Consider the following 25,461-nt stretch of genomic DNA (forward strand, 5'->3'; position numbering starts at 1 on the left):
ATAATTCACGCTTTTTTGCGTAATCGACGAACTGCAAGCTGAACAATAATAACCGTCTAAGGCGTTATACTATCTCATAAATTAACCTATAACGTTATGAACAAAAAGAATTTTATTTTAAGTCTATCACTGTGTATGGTTCTGGTAAAAGGAATTGCTGCCAACAACCTACATAAAGACGTTGAAGTTTTTGATATTAATACAGTAGAATATATAGAAGAGGAAGAGGTAATTGATTTAGGTTTCGATGTGACCGATTATCTTCCAGACGGATTCGATCCGCATAAAATTTATGTTGATTTAAATGCCATAGCATACGTTGAGGAAGAAATAGAGATTGCCGATTTATCTAAGTATCTGCCCGAAGGTTTTGATGCCTATGCCTTTCCCACCGATGTGGAGAGTATCAATTACATTGATGAAAATGACTCATTTACTCTAGATTTCGACGCAGAGAAACATCTGCCTGAGGGTTTTAACCCGTATATAAATTAAAGAGTTCTCCATATTTGAGTTAGCAGCAACATAAAGACCTTCACAAAGTGAAGGTCTTTTGTTTTTTACCCAGTCAGGGCCTTTAATTTTTATAATCTGCTCACCTTTTTTACAGATCAATAGGAAGTATTTTTTGGTAATTCTTGAATTACGTTCCAATTCTAAGATGACTAAAATACTTCATGATTTTAACAGATTTTAAAAAAAACTAGTGCCGCGTATGACTAACCACCTTGTGTTTTGGTCAGGGAAAATATGAAGTCGCCCCTGCAGAATACTATAGGTCGTATTCTAAATTTCCAGAATCTGTCGTATCATTTGGTTTGTAAAGCCCCATTCATTATCGTACCAGGTCATAATTTTTAGTAAATCGCCATCTACTACCCGAGTCATACTCAAATCAACAGTAGAGGCGTACGGACTCTTTACAATATCAGAGGAGACGATGGGCTCTGTTGTTGTTGTCAATATATTTGTATACCGGCTTGATTTAGATTCTTCCACGAAAATGGCGTTCACTTCTTCTAGGGTAACTGGCCGCTCTGTTACAAAAGTCATATCGGAAATAGATCCAACAGGAATTGGTACACGTAGGGCGACACCATCAAATTTGCCAGCATATTCGGGTAGTGCTTTGGTAGTTGCTATTGCTGCACCTGTAGATGTAGGTATGATATTTGCTGCCCCTGCTCGACCCATTCTAAAATTCTTCTTTGAAGGAGCATCTACAATACCTTGAGAAGCTGTATACGCATGAACTGTAGTCATTATGGCCTTTTTAATTCCGACTCTACGGCCTAAGATTTCAACTACTGGGCTGATATTGTTGGTAGTACAACTTGCACATGAAAAAATGCTCGTCTTCCCATCCTTTGAGTTTACCCCATGAACCACGGTAGGGGTATCTTCACTTTTAGTGGGTGCAGAAATTATGACCGTTCTTGCCCCTGCGTTGAGGTGCTTTCTGGCGTCTTCGCTGGTCGTGAAAAATCCCGTGCTCTCAATAACGATGTCAATTCCGTTTTCCTTCCATGGTAATTCTTCAGGATTCTTCAAAGAATTGTATTTAATCTTTTGCCCATCAATGATTAAATTCTCCGTATCATGCGTCACGTCCTTTTCATAAATTCCGTATACCGAGTCATATTTGATGAGGTATGCTATATTTTCTATCGGTATGATATCATTTACTGCCACCAATTCGAGTTCGGGTTGACTTAAAATTACCTTTAGAGAGGCTCTTCCTATTCGTCCCATTCCGTTTATTGCTATTCTTTTCATTTTGTTGCTTTTTATTGAATTAATTGATAAAGGTCTTCTTCAAAATTTTTATAGGTTGCTACAAACCGGTTGTTGCTAAGTATGATCAAAAGTTCATTGCTTTTGGGCAGATAGAGCGTCATGGTCTTGTAGCCCGACCAACTACCATTGTGATAGACCCACTTACCTTTACTATCGGTGTCATAAATAGCCCAACCAAACCCATATTTGGTCGAAATGCTATCTGCCGACATCATTTTCTTTTTGCTATGCGCTGTAATCAATAGGTTATATCGAATTGCTCTTTTCCATTTTTCAAGATCAAGGATTGAAGCGTAGACTCCCCTGTCTCCTACGATGTCGTTCATCCAGCGCAGGTGCCTGTGGTTTTTATCATCTTCGGCTTTTTGATATACGTTGCGTCGATGGTTATAGGTATAGCCAAGGGCAACGTTCTCAGTCGAACTCGATTGCTCTCCAAGTGCATATACTCTTGAAGACAGCATTCCAGAAGGTTTGAAAATATGCTGTTCAATATAATCCTTGTATGATTGCCCACTAACTTGCGCTATTACAGATGCTAAAATGACATATCCTGTGTTATTATATTCATATTGGCTACCAGGCTCAAAGTGCAGCTCTACATTGGCATTGTTTAAAACCTTGATTACATCCTCATTGGTAGCTTTATTTTTTCTGTCCCAAAGTTTTTTGCTAGAAAGCAGTTTTTGATAGTCAGGAAGCCCAGATTGGTGCCTGAGTACTTGTTCTACAGTGATGTTGCGGTATGGAAAACCTTTGATGATTTCATGGATTTTGGTTTCATAAGAAAGTCTCCCGTTTTCTACCAACTGTACAATACCCAAGGCGGTGAACTGTTTGGAACAGGATGCCAACTCGAAACTAGTGGAATCTTTTAGTCGTTTGTGCGTTAAAAAATCACTGTAACCATAATTACCCGTAAAGATTATGGAGTCATTTATTGAGTATAACACATTGCCATTAAAACCTTTAGAAGCATAAGCCGAGGCTAAACTATCAATGCGTTCCGCCAATTGACCACTAACCGTCAGGGAGAGTAGTAAAAAGACGGGTATTAGTTTCCATATAATGGGTATAGAATGTTTCATGAGTTTGATTTTAGAATGCTATTTTCTTTTCTTTAAGGATGCTTTCCAATTCTGTAATTCGTTCCTTTAAAGGGTTCAAAATAGGATCGAGCTGCTCTTTGGTAAAACGAGGTTGAATATGTTGCGGACAGTTTACATCTAAAGCGGCAACTGTAAATACTAAGGCGCGTTCAACCCGGCTGCGATACGAAGAATCGGATAGCGACTTCAGCAGCTCTGCGTCGTCATCTACGACCGCCGTCGTACCCCATATTTTTATCCGGGTCCTGTTAGGGTAATCCATTAGAAAGATCGTAGACTTGTTATTTTCGGCTAGATTCCCTATAGATATGTATTGTCGGTTTCCGGAAAAATCTGCAAAGGCCAAGCGCTTGTTATCTAAAACTTTTAAGAACCCCATCGGGCCACCACGATGTTGAATATAGGGTTGACCCTTACCGTTCGCCGTACCGAAGTAGAAGGAATCGATATTGGCAATAAATTGTTCCAAAGAACTGTCTATTTCGGTTTGCCAAGCTCCTCGTTCTTCCATGACAGCATAACTCTTGCGAGAACCCATTCGTTCCTGTATTTCTTTTACAGCTTTTGTAAAAACAATATCACTTGTAAATTCTGATTTTCTATTTTCCATTTGCATTCTTTTTTCTACGGTATGTAGACATTAGGCAGATTGAAAATTACCTCTGTTAGCTGCCTAATGTCTTAAACGATCAACTAGCTGCTAGTTTCTATGGTTACAAGAGCCTTATTCTTGTTGATTCAAATGAATGTCGTCTTTTACTGATCCAGTGGTTATGTCTTACAACTTCACTAGTTGTAGCATTCACACTTTTTGATCGGTTAATGTTCGTTACTGTTTTCATGATTTTAATACCTTACCGTTGACTACTAAAATTTCATTATTTGATATTGTTCTTATTCAGAAAATTCAATATGTAATCGGCGATTTCACCTCCTTTTTCTTCAAGCGCAAAATGGCCTGTGTCTAATAGGTGGAATTCTAGATTCTTCAGATCTCTCTTATAGGGATATGCACCTTCAACAGGAAAGATGTAATCGTTCTTTCCCCACACAATTAGGGTTGGGGGCTGATATTTTCTAAAGTATTCCTGCCATTGGGGATACAACGGAACGTTGGTTCTATAATCGTAAAACATCGCAAGTTGTATGTCATTATTACCTTTTCTGGTCAAATGTTGTAAATCGATATTCCAGTTATCAGGACTTATTTTGGTAGAATCCTTTACCCCGTGGGTGTACTGCCATTTTAGACCGTCAAGGGAGTGAAAGCCTTCAAGGGCCTGTCCATTCTCTAGCGTGTGATCGTTCCAATACTTCTTTAGTGGTACCCAGAAATCACGGAGGCCTTCTTCATACGCATTTCCGTTTTGGATAATCAGAGATTCTATTCTCTCTGGATATTTTGCGGCAATGCGAAAGCCTATCGGTGCCCCATAATCCATAAGGTAAATGCTATATTTATTTATGTGCAATGCATCTAAAAAACCTTCCACAATGATTGCCATATTATCGAACGTATAATCAAAGTCGTTGATTGCTGGCTGTTCACTTCTACCATACCCAGGGTAATCAGGGGCTATTACATGGTATTGTACAGACAAGTCTGTCATAAGATTTCGAAACATATGAGATGATGTGGGGTAGCCATGCAATAGTAAAATAGTAGGCTTGTCTCTGGTACCGGCTTCGCGATAAAAAATTTCCACACCATTTACTAAGGTAGATCTATGAAATGTAGGTTGTTCGTCACTTAATGATGTGACTGGGTCTGTTGTTGCAACTGAATTTCTAAAGGAAGATATCCCCAAGATCATGACCGTAAGAAAGGTCATTCCTAAAACTGATTTGATTGTTTTCATGATTGTTGTTTTATAATTACTAATTGATTAAAATTTTCGCTCTGATATCTTGATTTCAACATCGTTAGCACTCATATCACGTAGCTTCATTAGGCCCTCCGAATCGAATTCCCAGTGCTCGTTTCCATGAGTTCTATACCATTGACCGGTTTGAGCGTGCTGCCATTCATACTCGAATCGGACCGATATTCTATTCTCAGTAAAGGACCAAAGATGTTTCCTTAGCTTGTAGTGAAGCTCTTTGTTCCACTTGTCGGATAAAAAATCTACGATGGCCCTTCTACCGGTAAAGAACTGATCTCTGTTTCTCCATTGAGAGTTTATGGTATAGGCTAAGGACACCTTTTCTGCATTTTTACTGTTCCAGGCATCTTCCGCGGCTTGCACTTTTTGTGATGCGGTTTCTTTTGTAAAGGGAGGTACTATTTTTTTCATTGCTTACATTTATCATACAGACAAGTCTGTTTATTTTAGTATAAAAAAATTATTCTAATAACCTTTTGCAGGCTTTTTTAGCCGTTACTATGGGCCAAGTATCTTTTTGAATTTGAGATAGGATAATTGCGCCTTCAACCAAAACCATTACCTGATCTCCTAATTCTTTTGCCTTTTTGGATGAAAACTCCTCTTCTTGTACAAGTTTTTGACGTACCACGTTTCTTAATTCGTTTTTATGAAAAATGGCCTGATCTTTAATTTTGGTATGGCCTTCAGGAAGATCAGTAATAATATTCTGCCATCCACAACCTCTAAAGTTTACCGCCGTCAACCACTCCCTGAGGTAATCAAAAACTCCAATAACTTCATGTTTGGGACTTTTCTTCTTCGCTACACTTTCCTCCAACTTTCTCATCCACATCGCGTGTCGGGCAACTAAATAGGCAACGGCAATATCTTCTTTAGACCTAAAATGCTGGTACATACTTGCTTTTGCCACACCCGCTTCTTCAATAATTTGATTTATTCCGGTCTGGTTGTACCCTTGATTATAGAATAAATCTGAAGCTGTTGCAATGATGCGTTCTTTTACACCTAACTTTTTCATGAGGCAAATATAGCTCTAATTATTTATAAACAGACAAGTCTGTTCAATTTTAACATTACTTTAGCTATCAATGCGATTTGATTGATTCATTTACGAAGCTAAATACTGGTAAAGTGATGGCAATTTAAACCGCCACCGGACGCATAAAAAAACTACCCTGAGCAGGTCTAAATAGCTAAACCGTTAGAACAAGTTTTAGAATAACAATGGCAGCACAAACTGAAACAACAGAACCAAAAGGGCCACCGCTATAAGGTTGAGAATAACACCAACCCTTGCCATTTCATGTACCTTAATATAACCACTGGCAAAAACGATTGCATTGGGTGGTGTTGCCATTGGAAGCATAAAAGCACAACTACTCGCCATAGTTACAGGAATTAGTAAGTAGAGAATAGGAATTTCCAAACCTATTGCAATACCCGCTACAACGGGTGCTAACACAGCAACAAGGGCTACGTTGCTCATCAGTTCTGTCATGAATAACATCAAAAAGATGAGCAATACGGCAGTAAACAGAATACTGATATCGCTTTCGGCAATAGCAGCCGAGACCATATCAACGATTCCACTTACCGCCATACCTTTGGCTAAGGCCAAACCTCCTCCAAAAAGGATTAAAATACCCCAAGCCAATTTCGAAGTGTCTTGCCATTTGATAATAAAATCTCCCTTCTTAAGATTGTATGGAACGGCAAACATGGCAATGGCACCCATCATACTGATTACCGTGTCATTTAATTTCAGGGCGGGAAATATACCATTAATCACTGTTCTAAAAATCCATAAAAAAACGGTGACCCCAAAAATGGCTAATACCATTTTTTCCTTGCCGCTCATTGGGCCTAATTTTCTCAACTCACTATTGATGACCTCTTTTGAGGCCGCAAATTTCAATTGTTTGTTTGGAAACATCAGCTTGACTAATACCAAATAGATAATAGCAATCATTATTATCGAAAACGGAAGTCCTATGACCATCCATTTTAAAAATGAAATTTCAATATTGTATTCGTTTTCGAGTAAGCCAATCATTACGGAGTTCGGTGGAGTACCTATAACCGTTGCAATTCCTCCGGCATTAGCGGAGAAAGCGATTCCAAGCATTACGGATAAGGCAAAATTTTGATCGCTTTTGGTAAACCCGTCGTCATCATTTATAAGTAGGCTAATAACAGACATCGCAATAGGTAACATGACGACGGTGGTCGCGGTATTACTAATCCACATGCTTAACGAAGCTGTGGCTATCATAAAACCCAAGACCACCTTATTCGGAGTTGTGCCCGTTATTCTAATGATGTTTAATGCAATTCGCTTATGCAAATTCACTTTTTCCAACGCCAAGGCGAGTACAAAACCACCGAAGAATAGAAAGATAATGGGGCTGCCATAATTCGCGCCTACATCACCTACCGTCATAATTTTTAGAATTGGAAAGAGCAACAGGGGCAACAAGGCAGTAACCGATATAGAGGTAGCTTCTGTAATCCACCAGATGACCATCCAAACGGCCACGGCGATGACCATATCACCTTGCTCCGAAACCAATTCAAATGGGAGATTAATAAGAATAAGAAATAAAATCGGTCCTAAAAAAAGGCCCAGTTTGCTACTGATATGCATAGGGTTTGCTTGGTGGCTCTAAGCTATGTTTTTTCGCTTGATTAAGAAAATTAATAAATTATAGAGTCAGCGGCTATTTGAGGCAGCTCATAATTACCATAATAAACTGTAATTTGACCGTCTTTTAACGTCTTGGTTCCTTGGGCGTTGACTTTGGTCTTATAGAGATATACTTTCTTCAAACGCTTAAAGTTTTCTAATTCTTGTACATGGGTTTCTTCAAAATCGGTACTGGTCATATTGATAGATTTTAAATACTCCTTAGAAGCCAAAAGCGATATGTTTTTCCCTGATATAGCAGTATTATCTAATTTTAGTATGGTCAAATTCGAGAGTGTTACAAGCTTTTCGAAAATCGCATCAGTAACTTGAGTGGCACCTAAATCCAATATGGCAATTTGTGTTGCTATGGGTTTTAATATCGCAAAATCTGCATCTGTAAAGTTGGGCTTATTGATACATGATACTTTTAAAAAATTAGAGGTCTTATCAATAGGATCTACATGGATTCCTTTTGCCTCTATAATCTTGACGCTATCTTGAGCAGCTTCAGCTACCTCAATATCTGGATAATTATTGTCTGGTTGCTTTGGGAAGAACGGTAGTACGAGTTCTTTCTCCAATCCTGCTTGACTTATAGTTTGATTAAAGGGATGCCCCATATCTATCCAGGCTCTGATAAGTTTTATTTCTTCCTTACTGGGTTGTGTTTTATCTTTTGGAGGCATATGATCTTCATCCGTTTTGGGAAGATCGATACGACGAAAGAGTTCACTTGCATTGGCATTGTTCATGGCCAAAACCACCCCATTTTCACCTCCTTTTAAAATGGCTTTTTCATTATGAAGCATCAACTCGCCCTTGCTTTTCTTCGGACTGTGACAGCTAATACACTTATTGTTTAAAATAGGTTTTATGATATCCTCGTAAATCTGTGCCTCTTTCCAAGTTTCTTCGGTTAGGGTAATTTCCTTTTCTTCAAAAGTTTCAAAACCCAAAGCAGATTTAATAGTATTGGGGAGCGGTGCTACGAGATAATCTTCGCCATGCGTAATGGTTCCACCCAAATGTCCGGTAACAGATATTAGTATGAACATCAATAGCGTCATCACGATAATAGGTATGGGTTTTACCCATGCAAATTTTTTGGTGCTTCCGACTTTGAAATACATCAAAAAGGAAAAAATTGCCGTAGCTATTCCCAACCATAAATGCCATTTTACCGTTTCAAAAGTGTAGCCTTCTCCTATATACTGAGCATAACCGCTTATACAAGCTAAGACAGCAAAATAACCAGCCCATAGGAAGATTAGTGGAATGGCGTGGTTGAACTCGTTTCTTTTTCTGTCATACCATTGCAAGAGTAACCCTAGTATGATAAATCCTATGGGGAGGTGAACGATGATAGGGTGTAAGCGACCTAAAAGCTGTTTTAGAACATCCATAGAATATTAAAGATAACTACTATTCATTGAACGTTCATTCTTTTTTTGATGGCCTGCATGATAAAAACATTTGCTTTCCATTGATCGGCCACAGGAACTCTTGTGTGTGGTAAGGTTTGCATATAATCAGGCGGACCGAACTCTGTAGTAATTGTAACAGCTTTGTCACTCTCTGCCCATTTTTGCAGAATTACCTTTTCCCAGATGTCGATATGGCGATGCAATGCTTTTTCCCATTCGGGTGCTTCAGGGTCATTTACCTGAGGTCCTTCGGCATGACCCACGCGCGCGTGAATATGATGTGAACGCTTGAGTACTGCTGTCAGATTTTTATCTTGATTTTCCAATAAGGATTCATGAACTACCATCCAATGACTAATATCTAGCGTCAATTTCAAATCGGGTATTGCCGTTATATATTTTTCGGTATCAGGAAGGTTGTAACTGAATCGTCCGCGATGGGTTTCATGATAAATAGGAGTGCCACTCTCTTTGGCTATTTTATTTGCTGCATCAATAAAGGACTTATTTTTCTCCATGGTGAAAAAATCGTTCCCGGTATGGCAATTGATATAGGTGGGATTCCAAGACAAAAGGGTTTTGAAATGATCGGTGTACTGCTGTAGACTTTCTTCAAAGGGAATAGCTTTATTTGTTCCGTTTAAAAAGCCAACTTTTAGATTATGTTTTTCTAAAGCCGCCTTTAATTTGTTTTGACTTTCCTCCTCCGATGGAAACCAGATTTCAATACCGTCATACCCTGCAGCTTTAGTGCGTTCGCAAAAGGCATCCCAGGAAAGCTTTCTGCCCCAGTCGGTATTAAAGAATTCTAGATTTCCTTGTTGTTGGGAATTAGAGGTAATCGTAAAAAGGGAAAGAATCAATAAAATGCTCAATCTCATAGTATTTGATCTGCTTGATAAACTTTTTAATGTAATTCAACTTTTTCACACCTCCCTCAATACCACCTTTCTAGGAGGGAAGAAAAACTTTCCCTCTAGTAATCGGGGATTGAAGGGTGTTTTTTTTGACAATTCACAATATGGTCTTTCGTCCAATAAAAAATCAGGCCAGTATCTCCTTGATCACTTCGCCTTCAACATCGGTCAACCGAAAAGGTCGTCCTTGAAATTGATAGGTAAATTGCTCATGGTCGAAACCTAGAAGATGCAAAATGGTAGCGTGAACATCGTGTACCGATACGCGCCCTTCGATTCCCGAGAAGCCAATATCGTCGGTTTTTCCGTGGGAAGCTCCTTTTTTAATACCACCACCGGCCATCCACATGGTAAATGCATCTCCGTGATGGTCACGCCCTTTGTAGGCCATTTTTTTGTTTCCCCTATTTTCTTGCATGGGTGTTCTACCAAATTCTCCACCCCAAACAATAAGGGTTTCATCGAGTAAGCCACGCTGTTTTAAATCTAAAATCAACGCAGTAATAGGTCGGTCGATTTCGCGACACTTGTTTCGAAGCCCTAAATCAATAGAACCTTCACGGATATTTCCGTGGGTATCCCACCCCCAATCGAACAACTGTACAAATCGAACACCGTCTTCAACCAACTTTCTGGCTAAAAGGCAGTTGTTGGCAAATGATTCTTCCCCTGGTTCGACACCATACATCTGTTTGATAGTCTCTGGCTCATCATTGATATTCATTACTTCAGGAACGGCAATCTGCATACGATATGCCATTTCATATTGATTGATACGAGCTAGAATTTCAGGATCCGCATATTTAGCATATTCCGCTTTGTTTATGGTATTGATGGCTTCGATTGTATTCTTTTTCAAATTGCGCGAAACCCCCTCAGGATCTTCAAGATAAAGTACGGGGTCACCTTTTGAACGGCATTGTACGCCCTGATATACAGAAGGTAAAAAGCCACTTCCCCAGACACTTTTTCCGGCATCTGGTGTATTGCCACCTGAAGTCAAAACCACAAATCCCGGGAGATTTTGGTTTTCAGAACCTAGTCCGTATGTCGCCCAAGCCCCAATACTCGGTCTGCCCAAACGCGCACTACCCGTATGCATAAAAAGCTGTGCAGGGCCATGATTGAATTGGTCAGTGTGCACCGCTTTCAAAAAGGCCACATCATCCACCACTTTTTTGAAATGTGGCATAAAATTAGAAACCCAGTTGCCTGATTCGCCCTCTTGTTTGAATTTTGCCTGTGGACCCAGTAGTTTGGGAGTTCCTTTTATAAATGCAAATTTTTTGCCTTCTAGTAGCGATTGAGGACAATCTTGTCCGTCTAATTTGAGTAGTTCGGGTTTGTGATCAAACATTTCCAATTGGGAAGGTGCACCTGCCATATGCAGGTAAATGACCGATTTTACCTTCGGACTAAAGGGTGGTGCCAAAGTTGCCAACGGATTCAAATCTCGTTCTGAAAAAGTCATAGTTGTCTTTTTCTTCGGGCTTACTAGCGGATCACAGCCCATAAAAATAGAGCTTAAGGCTAGTCCGCCAACACCCTGGGCACAATTTTTAATAAAGTGCCTCCGGGTTGTCGATTGCGCATCCCGCTGTAAATATTCCTTAAGCAGACTCTCAAGATTATCTTTCATCCATCTGTTTCGCTACGTTCTTTACTATACTTCAATTCGCTACCAACGCTAATCCCTTTTTTAGGCCTTGGTTAAAAACTCGTCCAGATTCATAATTGCATTGGCTACTATGGTCAGTGCTGCAAGTTCAGCACTCGGTTTCTTTTCTAAATGAAAGAACGGTTCATTGGTATTTTCATTTTTAAATTCTTCTAAGGAGTTTTCATAGAGTTCTCTTAACGCTTCTAATTTTACCGGAGTTATTTTGGTATAGGTCGCTTTTTCGTATCCCAAGCTGATATTTTCCTCAGGGTTTTCGGAGACCTGCATCGCCTTGGCCAGCTCATGGGAAGCTTCTAGGTAAACCGGGTCATTCAGTGTTACCAAAGCTTGTAATGGTGTATTGGTTACCGTTCTACGTATCGAACAAACTTCTCTACTGCCTCCGTCAAAGCTCATAAAAGAGGGGTAGGGGCTCGTGCGTTTCATATAGGTGTAAACGGCCCGACGATATCGATCCTCTCCTTTGCTTTCAATCCATTTGGCGTTGCTATAAACGGTTTGCCAAATTCCTTCGGGTTGCGGTGGCATTACGCCATGACCATACATTTTTGAACTTAATAGTCCGGATACTGCTAAGGCTTGATCACGTATTTGTTCTGCACTCAAACGAATTCTCGGTCCACGAGCGTACAGTTCGTTATTCGGGTCCTTTTGATAGAGCTCAGGATTGTTCTCAGAACTTTGACGATAGGTACCCGACATCACAATTTCTTTGATAAGTGATTTTATACTCCAGTTATGCTCGTTCATTAATCGTAACGCCATCCAGTCTAACAGAGCAGGGTGAGATGGTGGTTCTGATTGCGAGCCGATGTCTTCAATAGTAGCAACCAATCCCCGACCAAAAATTTGATGCCAAACGCGATTGACTAAAGTTCGAGCTGTCAACGGATTATTTTTGCTTACTATCCATTGTGAAAGTCCCAATCGGTTTTTTGGCCAATCGTCATTCCATGCATTAAGAGTTTTAGGAGTGTTGGGTAAGACCGTATCCGTTTTTGTCAACCAACTTCCCCGTTCAAACACCTGAGTCGTTCGTTTCATATGATCTGGATTTTCGATCATGATCGGTACAGTAGGTGTATGGCTGTTCAGCACTTGTAATAGGCTGTTGTTTATACTAGCATACCCATATTTTTCTTTCCCAGGAAGTTCATCCAAAAGGGCTACCCAATACAGGTTGATAATATTAACTTCTTTGGCGACACCATCATTATTGGTTTCGATATAGAGGTCAAACTTTTCATCTACTTTCTGAAATGGAATTTTACGGATGATGCTTCCCTTGGTTTTATTAATTCTGGTTTGCCCCAGAATTTCTCCTTGCGAGCTGTTTTTTCGGAAGGTAATTGTAGTACCACTTATACCAGCGTTGTATTTTAAATACAAGGCTGTAGCTCTCTCTGAGGAAACATTTTCAAATCTTGCAGTGCCTTCGTCCCAAAGAACGGTAGACGCATGGTCGTCGTAGGAACCGTTCTGAATATCCTTTAAGTGATGTGAATTGTACACGGGTTCATTGTACAAAAGAAAATCTTGATATTGCTTTGTAGTTTTCTTGCTTCCATATTGTGCGACCCAGGCATTTATGCGGTCAACTGTTTGTTGTTGTTCTGGGGAATAGAATTTTAGCACAGGTGCCTCACTGGGCATATCCTCATCTCTAGTATTATCGAAGAAAGCCATCAAATTATAGTATTCCTTATGTTTGAATGGGTCATACGGATGGCTATGGCATTGTACACAACCCATGGTGGTGCTTTGCCAAACTTCAAAAGTGGTATTAACACGGTCGATAACCGATGCAACACGGTACTCCTCGTCATCTGTTCCTCCTTCGTCATTGTTCATCGTATTTCTATGAAAAGCTGTGGCAATGAGTTGATCTACCGACGGTTCTGGTAGCAAATCGCCAGCAAGTTGCTCTACCGTAAATTGGTCGTAAGGCATGTCTCTATTTAATGCTTTAATGACCCAATCACGATATTCATAAATGCTTCGACCTTGGTCTTTTTCATAGCCTTTGGTATCAGAATAACGCGCCATATCTAACCACCAACTTGCCCATTTTTCTCCGTACGACTGATCTGACAACAAACTATCGATCAGGTTTTCATAAGATAGATCACCAGAAACAAATGCGTTAAAAATCTTGGAATTTGGAGGCAAGCCGGTAAGGTCTAAAGCGACTCGGCGAGCTATCGTATTTTTTTCAGCTGGAGCGTTTGGGGTGAGTTGTTCGCTCTCTAATCGTGCTGCGACGAAATTGTCGATACTATTTTGAACGAACTTTTTGGATGAAATCGAAGTAAAGCTAGCTTCTTGGGAAAAGACAGGAGGCTCCACCTTGTCTGGAAGCGAATAGGCCCAATGTTCACCCCATTCTGCACCTTGATCGATCCATCGTGTCAATAGCTCGATTTCCGCATCGGAAAGTTTTGGTTTTTCATAGGGCATGCGGAGTTCAAGATCGTTTTCCTTTATCCGTCGAATGAGTTCACTGCCAGAAGCATCTCCTCTGATAATTGCTGGTTTCCCAGATTCGGTATCGGCAAAAGCTTCTTCTTCAAACAAAAGGCTAAAACCGGCATTTTTTTTGATACCGCCATGGCAGGTGATGCACTTGTTGTTGAGTATGGGTTTGATTTGAGTGCTAAAGTCGACCCGCTCTGATGATTCACATGATTGAATTAAAAGAATGCCGAGACAAACTGACAGCAACCGAACCCCAACGATAAGTACATACTTTTTCATAGATCGACAGCTAGCTTAATGCCCTAGCTCTCATAAATATAGGAAATTTTGAAGGTAAAAAATTCGGAAAGCCTCCACAACAATGCCGAAGTAATCAAAATGATCCGAAATTGTTGCAAATATGGTAATTGGTAATATGCGCTTAGCCGTCTAAGAAGACAATTCTACAAACAAACCATCTTCTGTTTTGTTGACTTTGGTAAGACCATGTTTGGAGAGTGCTTTCATCGACTTATCCCACTTTTTACCGCTGAGTCCTGCCTGAGATTTAAGCACTGCTAATTCCATCGTACCTTGCGGTTTTAAAATGGCGACAATGGCTTTTTCCTCTTCCGTAAGTTCAACAGCTTTCTTTTCAGGCCGCATCTGAGGAAAAAACAACACCTCTTGAATCGAAGAATTATTAGTCAATAACATCACCAAACGGTCTATGCCGATTCCGATACCAGAGGTAGGGGGCATACCATATTCCAAGGCTCTAAGAAAATCTTGATCAATGAACATGGCCTCGTCATCACCTTTTTCCGATAGTCGTAATTGCTCTTCAAAACGTTCACGTTGGTCAATTGGGTCGTTCAATTCTGAATAGCAATTGGCTAATTCTTTTCCATTAACCATTAATTCGAAGCGTTCTGTTAAAGCAGGATTGTCACGATGTTCTTTGGTCAACGGACTCATCTCTTTCGGATAGTCGGTGATGAAGGTGGGTTGTATGTAATAGTGTTCGCACTTTTCACCAAAAATTTCATCAATAAGCTTACCGACACCCATGGTTTCGTCAACCTCAAGCCCCAGTTTTTGCGCCGTTTCACGAAGCTCAACTTCACCCATTCCAGATACGTCGACTCCTGTATGAATTTTAATGGCTTCCAAAATTGGTACTCTGGCGTAAGGCGCTTTGAATTCAATTTCATTTTCTCCAACCCTTACCTTAGAAGTTCCATTAGCGTCTATGGCTACTTTTTCTAATAGTTGTTCGGTAGTATCCATCATCCAATGGTAGTCTTTGTAGGCCACATAGAGCTCCATTACAGTAAACTCGGGGTTGTGGGTACGGTCCATTCCCTCGTTTCTGAAATCCTTTGAAAATTCATAAACGCCGTCAAACCCGCCAACGATCAATCTTTTTAAGTACAATTCATTAGCAATTCTCAGGTATAACGGAATGTTCAACGCGTTGTGATGTGTTAGAAAAGGTCTTGCAGCCGCTCCCCCAGGAATAGGCTGAAGAATTGGTGTTTCTACCTCCAAATATCCTTTCTCATTATAAAACTGACGAATACTGTTTGTAATCTTGGTGCGCTTCACGAAAGTCTCCTTTACATGCGGATTTACTACTAAATCAATATACCGTTGGCGGTAGCGCAATTCAGGATCATTAAATTCATCGTAAATATTTCCATCGGCATCCTTTTTTGGAAGGGGCAATGGTCGTAGGGTTTTACACAAAATGGTAAAGTGCTGAACCTTTATCGTTTTTTCGCCTACTTGAGTGGTGAAAAGCTCACCTTCAATTCCAATGATATCTCCTATATCCAACAACTTTTTATAGACCTCATTATACAAGGTTTTATCTTCTCCTGTACAGATTTCATCGCGATTGAAATATACCTGAATACGTCCGGCACTATCTTGCAATTCAGCAAAAGAAGCTTTTCCTTGAATTCGGCGTGACATTAATCTACCAGAAACCACCACTTTCTTAGCCTCAACGAAATTCTTTTTGATGTCTTCTGAAGTGGCATTTACAGGATACAAAGCCGCAGGATAGGGGTCAATACCCAGCTCACGTAATTTGGCCAATTTCTCTCTTCTGATGATTTCTTGTTCCGACAATTGCATTGCGCTACGATTTAAGGCGCAAATATAGGGTTTCAGGATTTTATTTTAAAGTGGAATGGCTTTGAATAAAGGTTTAATGCCCTTAGCGTGATACGCAATGTCTTTCTTTGAATTCTAATTTGAACTGCTGACATGGCGTACCAAGCATCTGGGCAAAACTCATTAATCAAAATGCAGTGATGTAGGATAATTTGGGGTGTATTCAGCTGCAGTAACAATCGCTTTAACGTCAGCCTCTAAAGAGGTAATCGGACTTTCAATAATTCGGTTGGTTTCTTTGCCATCTTTATAGAAAATAAAAGTGGGCACACGTTTGATGCTAAGACCCCATTCTTCTCCCGTCGGGCTTTTTTTGTAGTAGTCTTTTCTGCGGTCAACAGCTACTATTTTTAGGTTTTCCATAGGGAAATCCGCTGCTTCCAAAATCTTAATAAATCGGGGTACTTCCCGTTTACTATCGCCGCACCAAGTGCCCATGAAGATTAGAATTTTATGTTTCACTAAATCATTTTTGAATGCTGAAACTATTTCTGCGTCGACCTTGTATGCATTGTGATTGGTACTGTACCAATTTTGATATGAGTTGGAGTTGAGTCCGTCAAGGTCAATTTGACCCACCATAAAGGGTTGATTGCCCTCGATTTTAACTTCTTGATTGATTTGTTGCCCAGAAATGGTTGCAGAAAGAGCCACTAGAAAAAATAGTTGAATGATTCGATTCATAATTTTCGGTTTTAAAATTTAGGACCGAAAGTTGTCTAATTTAAAATTCGAAAAAGTATTTCATAGGATGGAAATAAGGACTAGACCCAGGGTGGAAATTTAAAGTTCAAGCTCAAATGCAAAAGCACCCCTAATGCACTTTCTGGTTTTTGAGAGGCAAGAGGAGTTAGCTAAACAACTGCTTTATTTCGTCACGTGAGGTAACATCCAATTTTTTGTAAAGATTATTGATGTGGGTTTTGACCGTACTTAGGCTGATGAATAAACCCGAAGCAATTTCTTTGTTGGTTTTGTCCTTTAAAATTTCATTGACAATTTTCTGCTCTTGTGTGGTCAATTTTCCTAAAGTTTGATCTTTGTGATGTTTTCGAAGAGATTTTTGTCGAACGATGAAATAGATGTTGAATAAGACAGAAAGTAGCAGTAGGCTGCCTAAAATCCATTTCCAATATGCATATGCCACTTTGGTTTGAGCAGCCATTTGCAGATCTGTGGCAATCTCGGTTTGGTACAATTCTGTAAAAACCGTGTTTGGATATTTTGCTACAAGACGCTGACCTAATGCGTTATAATAATCGTTTTTGGATATATCTTTTAAATAATGAGAATAGGTTTCGTTGCGTTTATCTGATAAAAAGTCGAAAATATAGAGTTCTGCCAAGGGTTCTTCGAGATCTTGCCCAAAATCTTGCAGTTTTTTGAACCATTTTTTGGAATTCAATTTTTGATTGGCTTCACTCCGGTAATCGTAAAAATCAATAGCCATTACTTCTTTCAAAGCATCAATTTGAAGAAAGGCATCCGATTTAGAGTTGGTAGAAGTAATTTCACATAGAACTTCATCGGCAAACGAAGTGGGGAAGCTTATCGCATCTGTGTTGTTAGCGATAAAGAGAATACTCTTGCTGTTTTCACACCTTCCCAAAAAATGATTCGTATCAACAGCTTCTTCCGAACATTCGTCAACGTGAATACGGTATATGCGGTTGTTTAGTGATAAATTATCTCCCTGAAATTTAAAATATCCAAGCGAATCGACCTTGGTTTTCTTTATGATCTGTTCAAAGTACGGCCGTGAAAGCTTGCGATAATCTTCGATTATGGAAAGATAAACAGTCTTTCCCTCCACATTTTCCGCTATTTGACCCTCAAAGCTGTACTGCGAATAGCTTGCAAAGCTTAGGCTCAATAGGGCTATGATAATGATCTTTCTTGTCATAAGGGCAATGCTTATAAGCCTCTAAATTAGAAGATTTTGTAACATTATAGATACATTTGCTACATATAAGTACACTTGCTCTGCAAAGGAGCGGGGTCATCAATCAAAAATCCAAATCAAATGAGTTTTTTACGAGTATTACTTGCCATTATTTTTCCGCCACTTTCCGTTATCGGAAAGGGATGCGGGTCTTTTCTAATTGTTCTTTTGCTAACCCTTTGTGGATGGGTTCCTGGGGTGATTGCGGCTTTGGTAATTTTAAATAACCCGAATTGATCAGATTCTGATCACTGAAAACCTATAAACCCAACTAAAGCGGGTTAGTAGTCACAGCAAAGTTTAGTTTATTGATTAATAGCATATAATCATTAAAGGGTTTGACTTTCTCCTTTTCGGGGGAACTTTGGGGGAGGTCTTACCCTTATACATTTTAGTATCTTTGCACCTATGAATAAGAAGGTCATTTTACAAGATCTCGGTCTAAAGGATTACAAAGAAACTTGGGATTACCAAGAACAACTTTTTCAGGAAACTTTAGATATCAAAATCAAGAATCGGAGGGAAGAGGCAAATCTAGAAACTCCGAATCATTTCGTATTGGTAGAACACCCACATGTTTTTACTTTAGGTAAAACCGGTGACTTTTCAAATCTTCTGGTAGACGAAAAACAACTTGAGCGTAAGGGTGCAAAATTCTATAAAACCAATCGGGGTGGAGACATTACCTATCATGGTCCAGGACAAATTGTGGGTTACCCGATTCTAGACCTCGACAACTTCTTTACTGATATTCATAAATACCTTAGACTTCTAGAAGAAATGGTCATTTTGACCCTGAGTGAATACGGTATAACAGCAGAACGCTCCGAAGGTGAAACTGGTGTTTGGTTAGACGTGGGGACCCCTTTTGCTAGAAAGATCTGCGCCATGGGCGTACGAGCATCGCGATGGGTGACCATGCATGGTTTTGCATTGAACGTCAATGCTGATTTAGGATTTTTTGATTTGATGATTCCCTGTGGAATTAAAGATAAAGCCGTTACGTCTTTGAATCTAGAATTGGGTAAAAAAGAGGTCGATGTAGCGGAAGTAAAACAAAAGTTACTTCGCCATTTTCAAGGCCTATTTGAAGCTGAAATGGTGAAAGAAAAAACCTCGGTTTAGAGCCGAGGGCTTTCTATTTCTAAAATAGGATTCAATAATTGTGTACGATTTCTAGTTTTCTACTGGTTCTTTACCCTTGATTTATATATACAAGAAATAGTAAAGCAATTGCTAGCGCTAAGAACAACAGCTGTTTAATAAACTCCAATTTCTCTTCAGTATTCATAGGTTTTATTTTAAGGTTCCCCTTCTTAATGAAAGTGCTTATGAAAGGTTAACAGCGGAAACTTAAAATACTCGAGTAGGTAATAATTTGTAATAGGAATACTACAAAGGCCTGATTTTTAGGGGTATTTGAAGGATCTAAACGTTTCCTTTTTTAAAAAATGTTAAATTAGCTATGAACGCTGTTAACCTTCTTCACCTCCAAACTATTAAAGTGCACAAGAAACAATTAGATATTACCCTCGAAGAATTGAGAAAGGGATCCGACAGTGTCCTTAGAAGGGTGTACGAAGAAAATAGGGATAAGTTTTTAAACTTTGCTCGTCGATATCATTTGTCTGAGGAGGAGAACATCGATATTTATCAAGATGCGTATGTTATTTTTTATGATAATGTAATGAGCGGAAAAGTGGAAAGTTTTACGAGTAGTATTTCTACTTATCTCTTCGGAATTGGCAAATATTTGATATTCGATCAGATGAAGAAAAACAAAAGAAAGATAAGCTCTGAATTTGATTTAGCCCTTGTTGGAGAGGAAGATGAATTGGTAAGTACTTTGGAAATGGAGGAAAACAGTCTAACTACAGAGCAAAAATTGTTGCAAAAATATTTTAGTACACTTGGGAAGCAATGTCAAGAACTTTTGACCCTATTTTATTATCGAGGATTTACCATACAGGAGATCATGGATCATGCCACTTACAACAGTGAAAATGTAGTAAAAAGTGCCAAATCACGGTGTATGAAGACACTTAGAGAACGTATAGCGGCAAACTAACACAGACCGATGATGGATAAGGAAGCATTATTAACCAATTATTTTTCAAATCAGCTTACTCAAGAGGAGCGGAAAATGTTCGATGAACTTTTAGATTCGGATGCGGAATTTAAGGCGAGGTTCGATTTTGAACAGAACTTGCAACGTGCTATTAAGGCTGAAGAAAATCAGAATGTAAAGGCCAAGTTAATTTCCTTTGAGAAAGAAATTGCGAGAGAAATACCAAAATCATCTCTGAAAAAGTCGTATCGCAGTCTGGCTATTGCAGCCTCAATCACCTTGTTGATGGGATTGGCATGGATTGGATATATAGATGGCACATCGAATAAATATGAAGAATTGTACGCCCAAAACTTTCAAGAATATCCAAACACAGTCTATGCCATTACCCGTAGCGGATCGGAAGAATCGCTAGAAAGAAATGCGTTTGTAGCATATGAATCTGGAGATTACGATGCTGCTATTGAAAAGTTCGAGCAAATACCTTCGGAAGTGAAACAGCCTTATATCGATTTCTTTCTTGGCCAATCCTATTTGAATGCTGGAAAGAATGACCAAGCCAAAGCTTATTTCAGAGAAACGATTGTTAAGGCAGACAATTTTGTTGCTGAATCGCATTGGTATTTGGCCATGATTGCATTGAAGGAAAAAGATATAACGGAAGCAGAATCTGAGCTTAAGAAACTCATAAATGGTTATGATTATAATAAGGAAAAGGCTGTGGCTTTATTAAAGGAATTGGATTAACCTTCCTTTTTTCCGAAAACAAAAAATCCCGCTACTACCGTTAGTAGTGTTCCTAGCGCGATCCAAACCCAATAACTGTTGGTCATTAAAGATGCGGTATTTCCTGAAATGATAAAGCCTGACCAGTAATAAGGGTGTGACAATCCGTTTTGACGATTGGCGTCTAAAAATGAACGTTTCGCCTTTTGAAGTGCCAAATCCTTAGGGTACGTATCGGCTAGATTCTTGTAAAAGGAATCCATCAAGCTTGTTGTCGAAGCGTCATTAATTTTCCAAAGTGTACTAGCAATACTTGATGCTCCGCTGAAGAAAAACCCCCGCGCGAGACTAAGAAAACCTTCACCTCGCTTCAGTTCGCCTACGCCACTTTCACAGGCACTTAATGTAATCAGTTCGGCTCGAATCTGAAGATTGTACAAATCGCTAACATAAAGCAAATTTTCTTCCTTATTCGCAGTTGAGAATGCCAGGAAGGAGTATTCAGGAGCGGCATCGTTGAAAACTGCATGTGTCGCTAAATGCAGTATGCGATACTTGGAAAGCTGTGAAGTAAAGTTCTGGAGTGAAGCTTTTTCATTGATAAAAGATCGCCCCGAGAAGGAGTTTAATATTTGTTTTACTTCCCTTTTGTTATGAGGTAACGGCAATAAATTAGCACGATTAGGATCAATTTGCACTTGTTCTCCGCTAAAGTTAGGTGCAAAGGCGAGTAAGTTGCCTTCTTGTTTATTGCGCGCTGAGAGATGGGCGTACAAGGTTGCAGAATTTACATAACTAAGTGCATTTTTCTCTATAAGATAAACAAGGCCGTTAGCTTTAGTATTTAAAGCTCCAAAGGGAATATAGTTCAGCAGTCCGTCAGTAATGATAATCAATTTCTGCTTTTCATTAGGTGTCACCACTGGGGCAACTAGTTTTGAAAAAAGCTTATTAGTTAAGGTGGCTAAAACTGAAATAGCTGACTTTGGGTCGCTCAACATATGGTGTACTTCTTTGATCTCCTTTTCAAGTGAGCTACTCAACGGTATACGTTCAATATGTTTCGAATTTTTATCAACTCCAATTGCATAAATAGCTTTGTTTCCATAGAAATACGAAATTAATTTTTCGTTATATTTTAAGAGTTTTTGTGCCTCAATAAGCGGTAGCGTTTGGGTATTGTATTTGAGATCGTAATAGTCTTTATAATCTGTCTCGATTTTGCTTATGAGCTGACGATGCTCTTCTTGTAATTCAAAAAGTCGATCTTCCTTGTCTATATCTGCTTTCGTAGCCTGATTAAGTTGTTTTTCGATAAAGGTAATCGCTGATTTTAGCCGACGTTCATGTTCTAAGAGTGTATCGGGTATATTGGCAAATTGCGTGGCCTTGGCTCCCAAAATTGCTTCCAGAAGCAAAACAGATTTACTTTTTTCGAAATATTCAAAGGCGGTATCAATGTATTTTTGATCGTTGCTGGTTTTACAAAGTTGATAGGCCGTCTCGACGCCTACTTCAAAAAGTGTAAACGCTTCTTCGATGAGACCGAGCTTATCCGTTTGATTTTTGAAAGTTGGCTTCAAGAGGTCAAGTGTCTCTAGTCCTAAATCAACCGAACCCAAAACAGCGAGCTTGGCATTTGAATCTCGCATTGTAGCCAGTGTTTTGGCCCTTGCCGCCAATAGACTTAACAGGGTGTTCTTTTGGCCAACCGCAGCGGGATTAAGATTAGATTCGTTGACCACCGAATTGTGTGTTGCGCTGAGTTCGGTGATGCCCTTATCATAATTTTGTAATGCCTTTTTAGCATCTGACATTTCAAAATACAGATCGCCTATTTTTTTTCTTAAACGCGGTTTATCGGTTTCCAGACTTACACGAATAGCATCTTCAAAGGTTTGTAGCGCTTTCGTATAGTTGGCTTCTTTAATATGAATCTCTCCCTTTGCTATGAGGTATCTGTCAACAAAGGGATCATTCTCCACACTATATTGGTTTATTTTATTGAGAAAATAGGTTGCGCTATCTATTTGGTTCAAGTCTTTATATACTTTTGATAGCAGTATGCTAGTGGTTACAAAGCTGTTCCTATTTCTTTGGGTATAGTTTTTTTCATTGAAAGCGAGAGAAGTTAACCATAGCGTTTTGGCTTTTTCATAATTTCCTTCTTCATACAATGAATTTCCATAAAGATTGTAAACTTTATGTAGCCCTTCTATATCGTTGGATTTAAAACGCTGAAAAAGGCGAATATTTTTTTCGTAATAGTCATTGGCTATTTCATACCTTTTCTGTACAGCATTCATTTGAGCAATGAAGTTATAGCATTGCGATAATAAATCTAGATAGTCAATGTTGTCTTGATAGTTTGGTTTTCTCAATATTTGTTTAACAATGGCGCTGAAATAAAACTTTGCTTTTTTAAAATCCTCCAGTTTATGGAAGTAAATACCTTTGTTGAAGTTGAGGTAGTTTTTTTGAAATTCTCCGCGATCGGGCAGGGTATCTAAGACATTGCTGTTTTTTTGTACCAACTGGTCGGCTTCATCAATAGTAGATTTGATTTTATCAAGATCATAAAAGTAACCAGCAGAAAAGCAGACATAATTCAGGTTGTCGATAGCCGTTGCGAATTGGTTATTAGCCAAGGCAAGTTCATTGATTTCATCGAAATAATAGTATGTTGAATCTTTGTTCGAGTAGAAATGTTGATAAGCCTTATCTTCAAGAGCAGCAAGGCGTTCTTCATAGTCTTGGCTAAAGCCGCTGTTGCATATCAAGCATACTAAACAAATACCATATGATTGTAGTTTCATGCCCTGGGTACTGTTAGAAATTAGTAGTTAAAGTCGCCAATTGAAAACCGATAGTGGTTACGGCTCCTTCGGTTAGAAACATCAGTCAACAAACTAGCCCCTAGTTGAGGAGCCAGTTTGACTAGTAATTATTTGATAAACTCAGGAATATCTATTGACCGATTTTAGAATCTAAAACAAACTCAGAAATAGCATCTCCTGAATTGAGTTTCTCTTTAACCTGTATTTGAATTGCCCCTTGATAGTCTGGGTTGTCGAACTTAAAAACTACATAATCCAACAATCCACCTACATTATCAAGCGCAACCGGGTTTCCCTCGGTTTTGCCAATAACACTACCATTAGCATCAAAGACTAGTAGCTCATAAAAGGCTAGGCCCGGTGGTACGGCAAGGTATTGTAAATTCGGATAACAATTTTGGTCTTTGGGGCATGGCCCTGGAATAGGTGGACGCCTTTTATAGACCGCTTCTCTATATGATGCAATAGCCGTAACTGCATTTGACGCTTCTTCTCTTTTTTGCTTAACCAGTATAAGCTTGCTATCAGTTGCATCTGCTCCACCAGCAATGAGTTCTTTTATTTCCTCATCTAATTTTGCAATTTGAATTTGCAAAAATTCGGTTTTAAAATCCTCTGAATAAAAGTAATTTGTTTCGGTTAAAATTCCGTTTTTGTCATCAGGGTGAGCATAAAAATCTTTTATACAAGAAGAAAGAATAAGGCAAAATGCCATTAATAAGGTAAATTTTGTTTTCATTGTTACCATTTTTAGTTGATATTCATTTACTTTTTTAATGTTCAAAAATTCGAAGGGTTAACTAGTTTATTTCGGTTTCAAATGTAAAATCAAATACCTTCGAAACGTACTACATATGTAACAAGGGGTGTCACATATGTAACATCCATTAAAAATAGTCGTAATAGGCTGATATACAGTATATTTTGTGTGCCTGACCTACTTTGTGGTATAAACGGTAAGGAACAAAGTACGGATGTAAAATTATGTATTAGTAGACATAAAAAAACCGAGGTATTTGACTCGGTTTTTTTTATTGAATATTTGAAGTTGAACTATTTCGAAAACTTGGTGAGTTCTGTTTTGCCCATCAAATCACCATTCTTTTTATAGGTTTCCTGTTTGATCATGCCAACGCCTTCGGCCAACCACAGTTTAGAATTAAATTCCATATTCGCTCCCATTGTTTTTGTCCTTGTAGTTTCGGCAAGTACAATACAGTCGAAGGAGCCCGCTGGCGTGCTTACCTTTTCTTCGCCTATAACTTTACGGTTGGTTTGGTCAACCGAAATATTCATTTTAATGCCACTCATGTTCATCGCTATTGCGACGTTGGCATCGGCCAAATCTTCTCCTACGCTCAAGTCGTTGGGTAGTTCGATATCTGTTCCTGTAATATCCATTTCCACATCCATCTCGCTGTATTGTTTCATCATTTGAGCAGGAAATAATGATTGATAGTCTATTTTGACCATATTGTTCTCGCAGGTAAAACTGTATTCGGAATTAAAAATTTCTTTTCCTTTTTTATCTGACATTTTTAAATCAAGAGAGGCTTTAGTGGCCGCACCTTCAGAAGTAACCGCTGAAACTTTATAATTGGTAACGCCATCAACTTTCCCTTTTTTGTTATAGTTGGTATATTCAAATGTAGAGCCCTCCACCATAGGGTAATATGAACTGCAGTTGTCTTGGGCTTTAACCCAAACTGAGACGAATACAGTAATAAGGGTGGTAAGGATTATTTTTTTCATT

Annotated in this window: 22 protein-coding genes; 5 read left to right on the forward strand and 17 right to left on the reverse strand. The window is 39.0% G+C overall.

Going from position 1 to position 25,461, the window contains the following annotated elements; all coding sequences use genetic code 11:
* Nucleotides 1-96: 96 nt before the first annotated feature.
* On the forward strand, nucleotides 97-495 hold the full coding sequence (locus ABJN95_RS08980; RefSeq protein WP_348370046.1) for a hypothetical protein: 399 nt from the start codon (nucleotides 97-99) through the stop codon (nucleotides 493-495).
* 291 nt (nucleotides 496-786) lie between these two features.
* On the opposite strand, the gene gap is transcribed toward ABJN95_RS08980, so the two are convergent.
* The 14 genes from gap to ABJN95_RS09050 all read right to left on the reverse strand — a co-directional run bounded on the left by gap (nucleotide 787) and on the right by ABJN95_RS09050 (nucleotide 18,038).
* Nucleotides 787-1,776 carry a type I glyceraldehyde-3-phosphate dehydrogenase gene (gap, locus tag ABJN95_RS08985; protein ID WP_348370047.1) on the reverse strand — a complete coding sequence of 330 codons (990 nt, stop codon included), beginning with the start codon at nucleotides 1,774-1,776 and terminating at the stop codon, nucleotides 787-789.
* Between the two features lie 11 nt (nucleotides 1,777-1,787).
* The gene (locus ABJN95_RS08990; RefSeq protein ID WP_348370048.1) at nucleotides 1,788-2,885 is read right to left on the reverse strand and encodes a serine hydrolase domain-containing protein; all 1,098 of its coding nucleotides are present in this window, start codon (nucleotides 2,883-2,885) and stop codon (nucleotides 1,788-1,790) included.
* Nucleotides 2,886-2,895: 10 nt separating this feature from the next.
* A complete protein-coding gene (locus ABJN95_RS08995; RefSeq protein ID WP_348370049.1) occupies nucleotides 2,896-3,516 on the reverse strand; it encodes a pyridoxamine 5'-phosphate oxidase family protein in 621 nt (206 codons plus the stop codon).
* Nucleotides 3,517-3,784: 268 nt separating this feature from the next.
* Nucleotides 3,785-4,765, reverse strand: coding sequence for an alpha/beta hydrolase (locus ABJN95_RS09000; RefSeq protein WP_348370050.1), 981 nt, complete (start codon nucleotides 4,763-4,765; stop codon nucleotides 3,785-3,787).
* A 27-nt stretch (nucleotides 4,766-4,792) separates the two neighbouring features.
* Nucleotides 4,793-5,200: a nuclear transport factor 2 family protein gene (locus ABJN95_RS09005; protein WP_348370051.1), complete on the reverse strand. Its 408-nt coding sequence runs from the start codon at nucleotides 5,198-5,200 to the stop codon at nucleotides 4,793-4,795.
* Between the two features lie 49 nt (nucleotides 5,201-5,249).
* Nucleotides 5,250-5,810 carry a TetR/AcrR family transcriptional regulator gene (locus ABJN95_RS09010; RefSeq protein WP_348370052.1) on the reverse strand — a complete coding sequence of 187 codons (561 nt, stop codon included), beginning with the start codon at nucleotides 5,808-5,810 and terminating at the stop codon, nucleotides 5,250-5,252.
* 195 nt (nucleotides 5,811-6,005) lie between these two features.
* Nucleotides 6,006-7,436, reverse strand: coding sequence for a DASS family sodium-coupled anion symporter (locus ABJN95_RS09015; RefSeq protein WP_348370053.1), 1,431 nt, complete (start codon nucleotides 7,434-7,436; stop codon nucleotides 6,006-6,008).
* A 50-nt stretch (nucleotides 7,437-7,486) separates the two neighbouring features.
* The gene (locus tag ABJN95_RS09020) at nucleotides 7,487-8,881 is read right to left on the reverse strand and encodes a c-type cytochrome domain-containing protein (protein WP_348370054.1); all 1,395 of its coding nucleotides are present in this window, start codon (nucleotides 8,879-8,881) and stop codon (nucleotides 7,487-7,489) included.
* A 23-nt stretch (nucleotides 8,882-8,904) separates the two neighbouring features.
* Complete coding sequence (locus tag ABJN95_RS09025; RefSeq protein ID WP_348370055.1) at nucleotides 8,905-9,777, reverse strand: sugar phosphate isomerase/epimerase; 873 nt, start codon at nucleotides 9,775-9,777, stop codon at nucleotides 8,905-8,907.
* Between the two features lie 169 nt (nucleotides 9,778-9,946).
* Entirely contained in the window at nucleotides 9,947-11,458 is a 1,512-nt protein-coding gene (locus ABJN95_RS09030) for a DUF1501 domain-containing protein (RefSeq protein ID WP_348370056.1), read from the reverse strand.
* A gap of 60 nt (nucleotides 11,459-11,518) precedes the next feature.
* A complete protein-coding gene (locus ABJN95_RS09035; RefSeq protein ID WP_348370057.1) occupies nucleotides 11,519-14,254 on the reverse strand; it encodes a PSD1 and planctomycete cytochrome C domain-containing protein in 2,736 nt (911 codons plus the stop codon).
* A gap of 150 nt (nucleotides 14,255-14,404) precedes the next feature.
* Complete coding sequence (gene lysS, locus ABJN95_RS09040; RefSeq protein ID WP_348370058.1) at nucleotides 14,405-16,096, reverse strand: lysine--tRNA ligase; 1,692 nt, start codon at nucleotides 16,094-16,096, stop codon at nucleotides 14,405-14,407.
* A 162-nt stretch (nucleotides 16,097-16,258) separates the two neighbouring features.
* Nucleotides 16,259-16,819, reverse strand: a complete 561-nt coding sequence (locus ABJN95_RS09045) for a thioredoxin family protein (RefSeq protein WP_348370059.1) — start codon at nucleotides 16,817-16,819, stop codon at nucleotides 16,259-16,261.
* 166 nt (nucleotides 16,820-16,985) lie between these two features.
* On the reverse strand, nucleotides 16,986-18,038 hold the full coding sequence (locus ABJN95_RS09050) for a LuxR C-terminal-related transcriptional regulator (RefSeq protein ID WP_348370060.1): 1,053 nt from the start codon (nucleotides 18,036-18,038) through the stop codon (nucleotides 16,986-16,988).
* Nucleotides 18,039-18,158: 120 nt separating this feature from the next.
* Here ABJN95_RS09050 and ABJN95_RS09055 point away from each other — a divergent pair, with 120 nt between their 5' ends.
* The 4 genes from ABJN95_RS09055 to ABJN95_RS09070 all read left to right on the forward strand — a co-directional run bounded on the left by ABJN95_RS09055 (nucleotide 18,159) and on the right by ABJN95_RS09070 (nucleotide 20,892).
* Nucleotides 18,159-18,314: a YqaE/Pmp3 family membrane protein gene (locus tag ABJN95_RS09055; protein WP_138660057.1), complete on the forward strand. Its 156-nt coding sequence runs from the start codon at nucleotides 18,159-18,161 to the stop codon at nucleotides 18,312-18,314.
* Between the two features lie 171 nt (nucleotides 18,315-18,485).
* Nucleotides 18,486-19,202 (forward strand): lipoyl(octanoyl) transferase LipB, encoded by a 717-nt coding sequence (gene lipB, locus ABJN95_RS09060; RefSeq protein WP_348370061.1) that lies wholly within the window; start codon nucleotides 18,486-18,488, stop codon nucleotides 19,200-19,202.
* Nucleotides 19,203-19,542: 340 nt separating this feature from the next.
* Complete coding sequence (locus ABJN95_RS09065) at nucleotides 19,543-20,145, forward strand: sigma-70 family RNA polymerase sigma factor (protein ID WP_348370062.1); 603 nt, start codon at nucleotides 19,543-19,545, stop codon at nucleotides 20,143-20,145.
* Nucleotides 20,146-20,154: 9 nt separating this feature from the next.
* Nucleotides 20,155-20,892, forward strand: coding sequence for a tetratricopeptide repeat protein (locus ABJN95_RS09070; protein ID WP_348370063.1), 738 nt, complete (start codon nucleotides 20,155-20,157; stop codon nucleotides 20,890-20,892).
* Here ABJN95_RS09070 and ABJN95_RS09075 read toward each other — a convergent pair.
* The 3 genes from ABJN95_RS09075 to ABJN95_RS09085 form a co-directional block, all read right to left on the reverse strand.
* Complete coding sequence (locus ABJN95_RS09075) at nucleotides 20,889-23,687, reverse strand: CHAT domain-containing protein (protein ID WP_348370064.1); 2,799 nt, start codon at nucleotides 23,685-23,687, stop codon at nucleotides 20,889-20,891. The two genes, ABJN95_RS09070 and ABJN95_RS09075, sit on opposite strands and share 4 nt — an antisense overlap.
* A gap of 151 nt (nucleotides 23,688-23,838) precedes the next feature.
* The gene (locus tag ABJN95_RS09080; RefSeq protein ID WP_348370065.1) at nucleotides 23,839-24,447 is read right to left on the reverse strand and encodes a hypothetical protein; all 609 of its coding nucleotides are present in this window, start codon (nucleotides 24,445-24,447) and stop codon (nucleotides 23,839-23,841) included.
* A gap of 314 nt (nucleotides 24,448-24,761) precedes the next feature.
* Nucleotides 24,762-25,460 carry a hypothetical protein gene (locus ABJN95_RS09085; RefSeq protein ID WP_348370066.1) on the reverse strand — a complete coding sequence of 233 codons (699 nt, stop codon included), beginning with the start codon at nucleotides 25,458-25,460 and terminating at the stop codon, nucleotides 24,762-24,764.
* Nucleotide 25,461 lies beyond the last annotated feature (1 nt).

This window comes from Maribacter sp., assembly GCF_039974175.1.
Taxonomy (GTDB): domain Bacteria; phylum Bacteroidota; class Bacteroidia; order Flavobacteriales; family Flavobacteriaceae; genus Maribacter_C.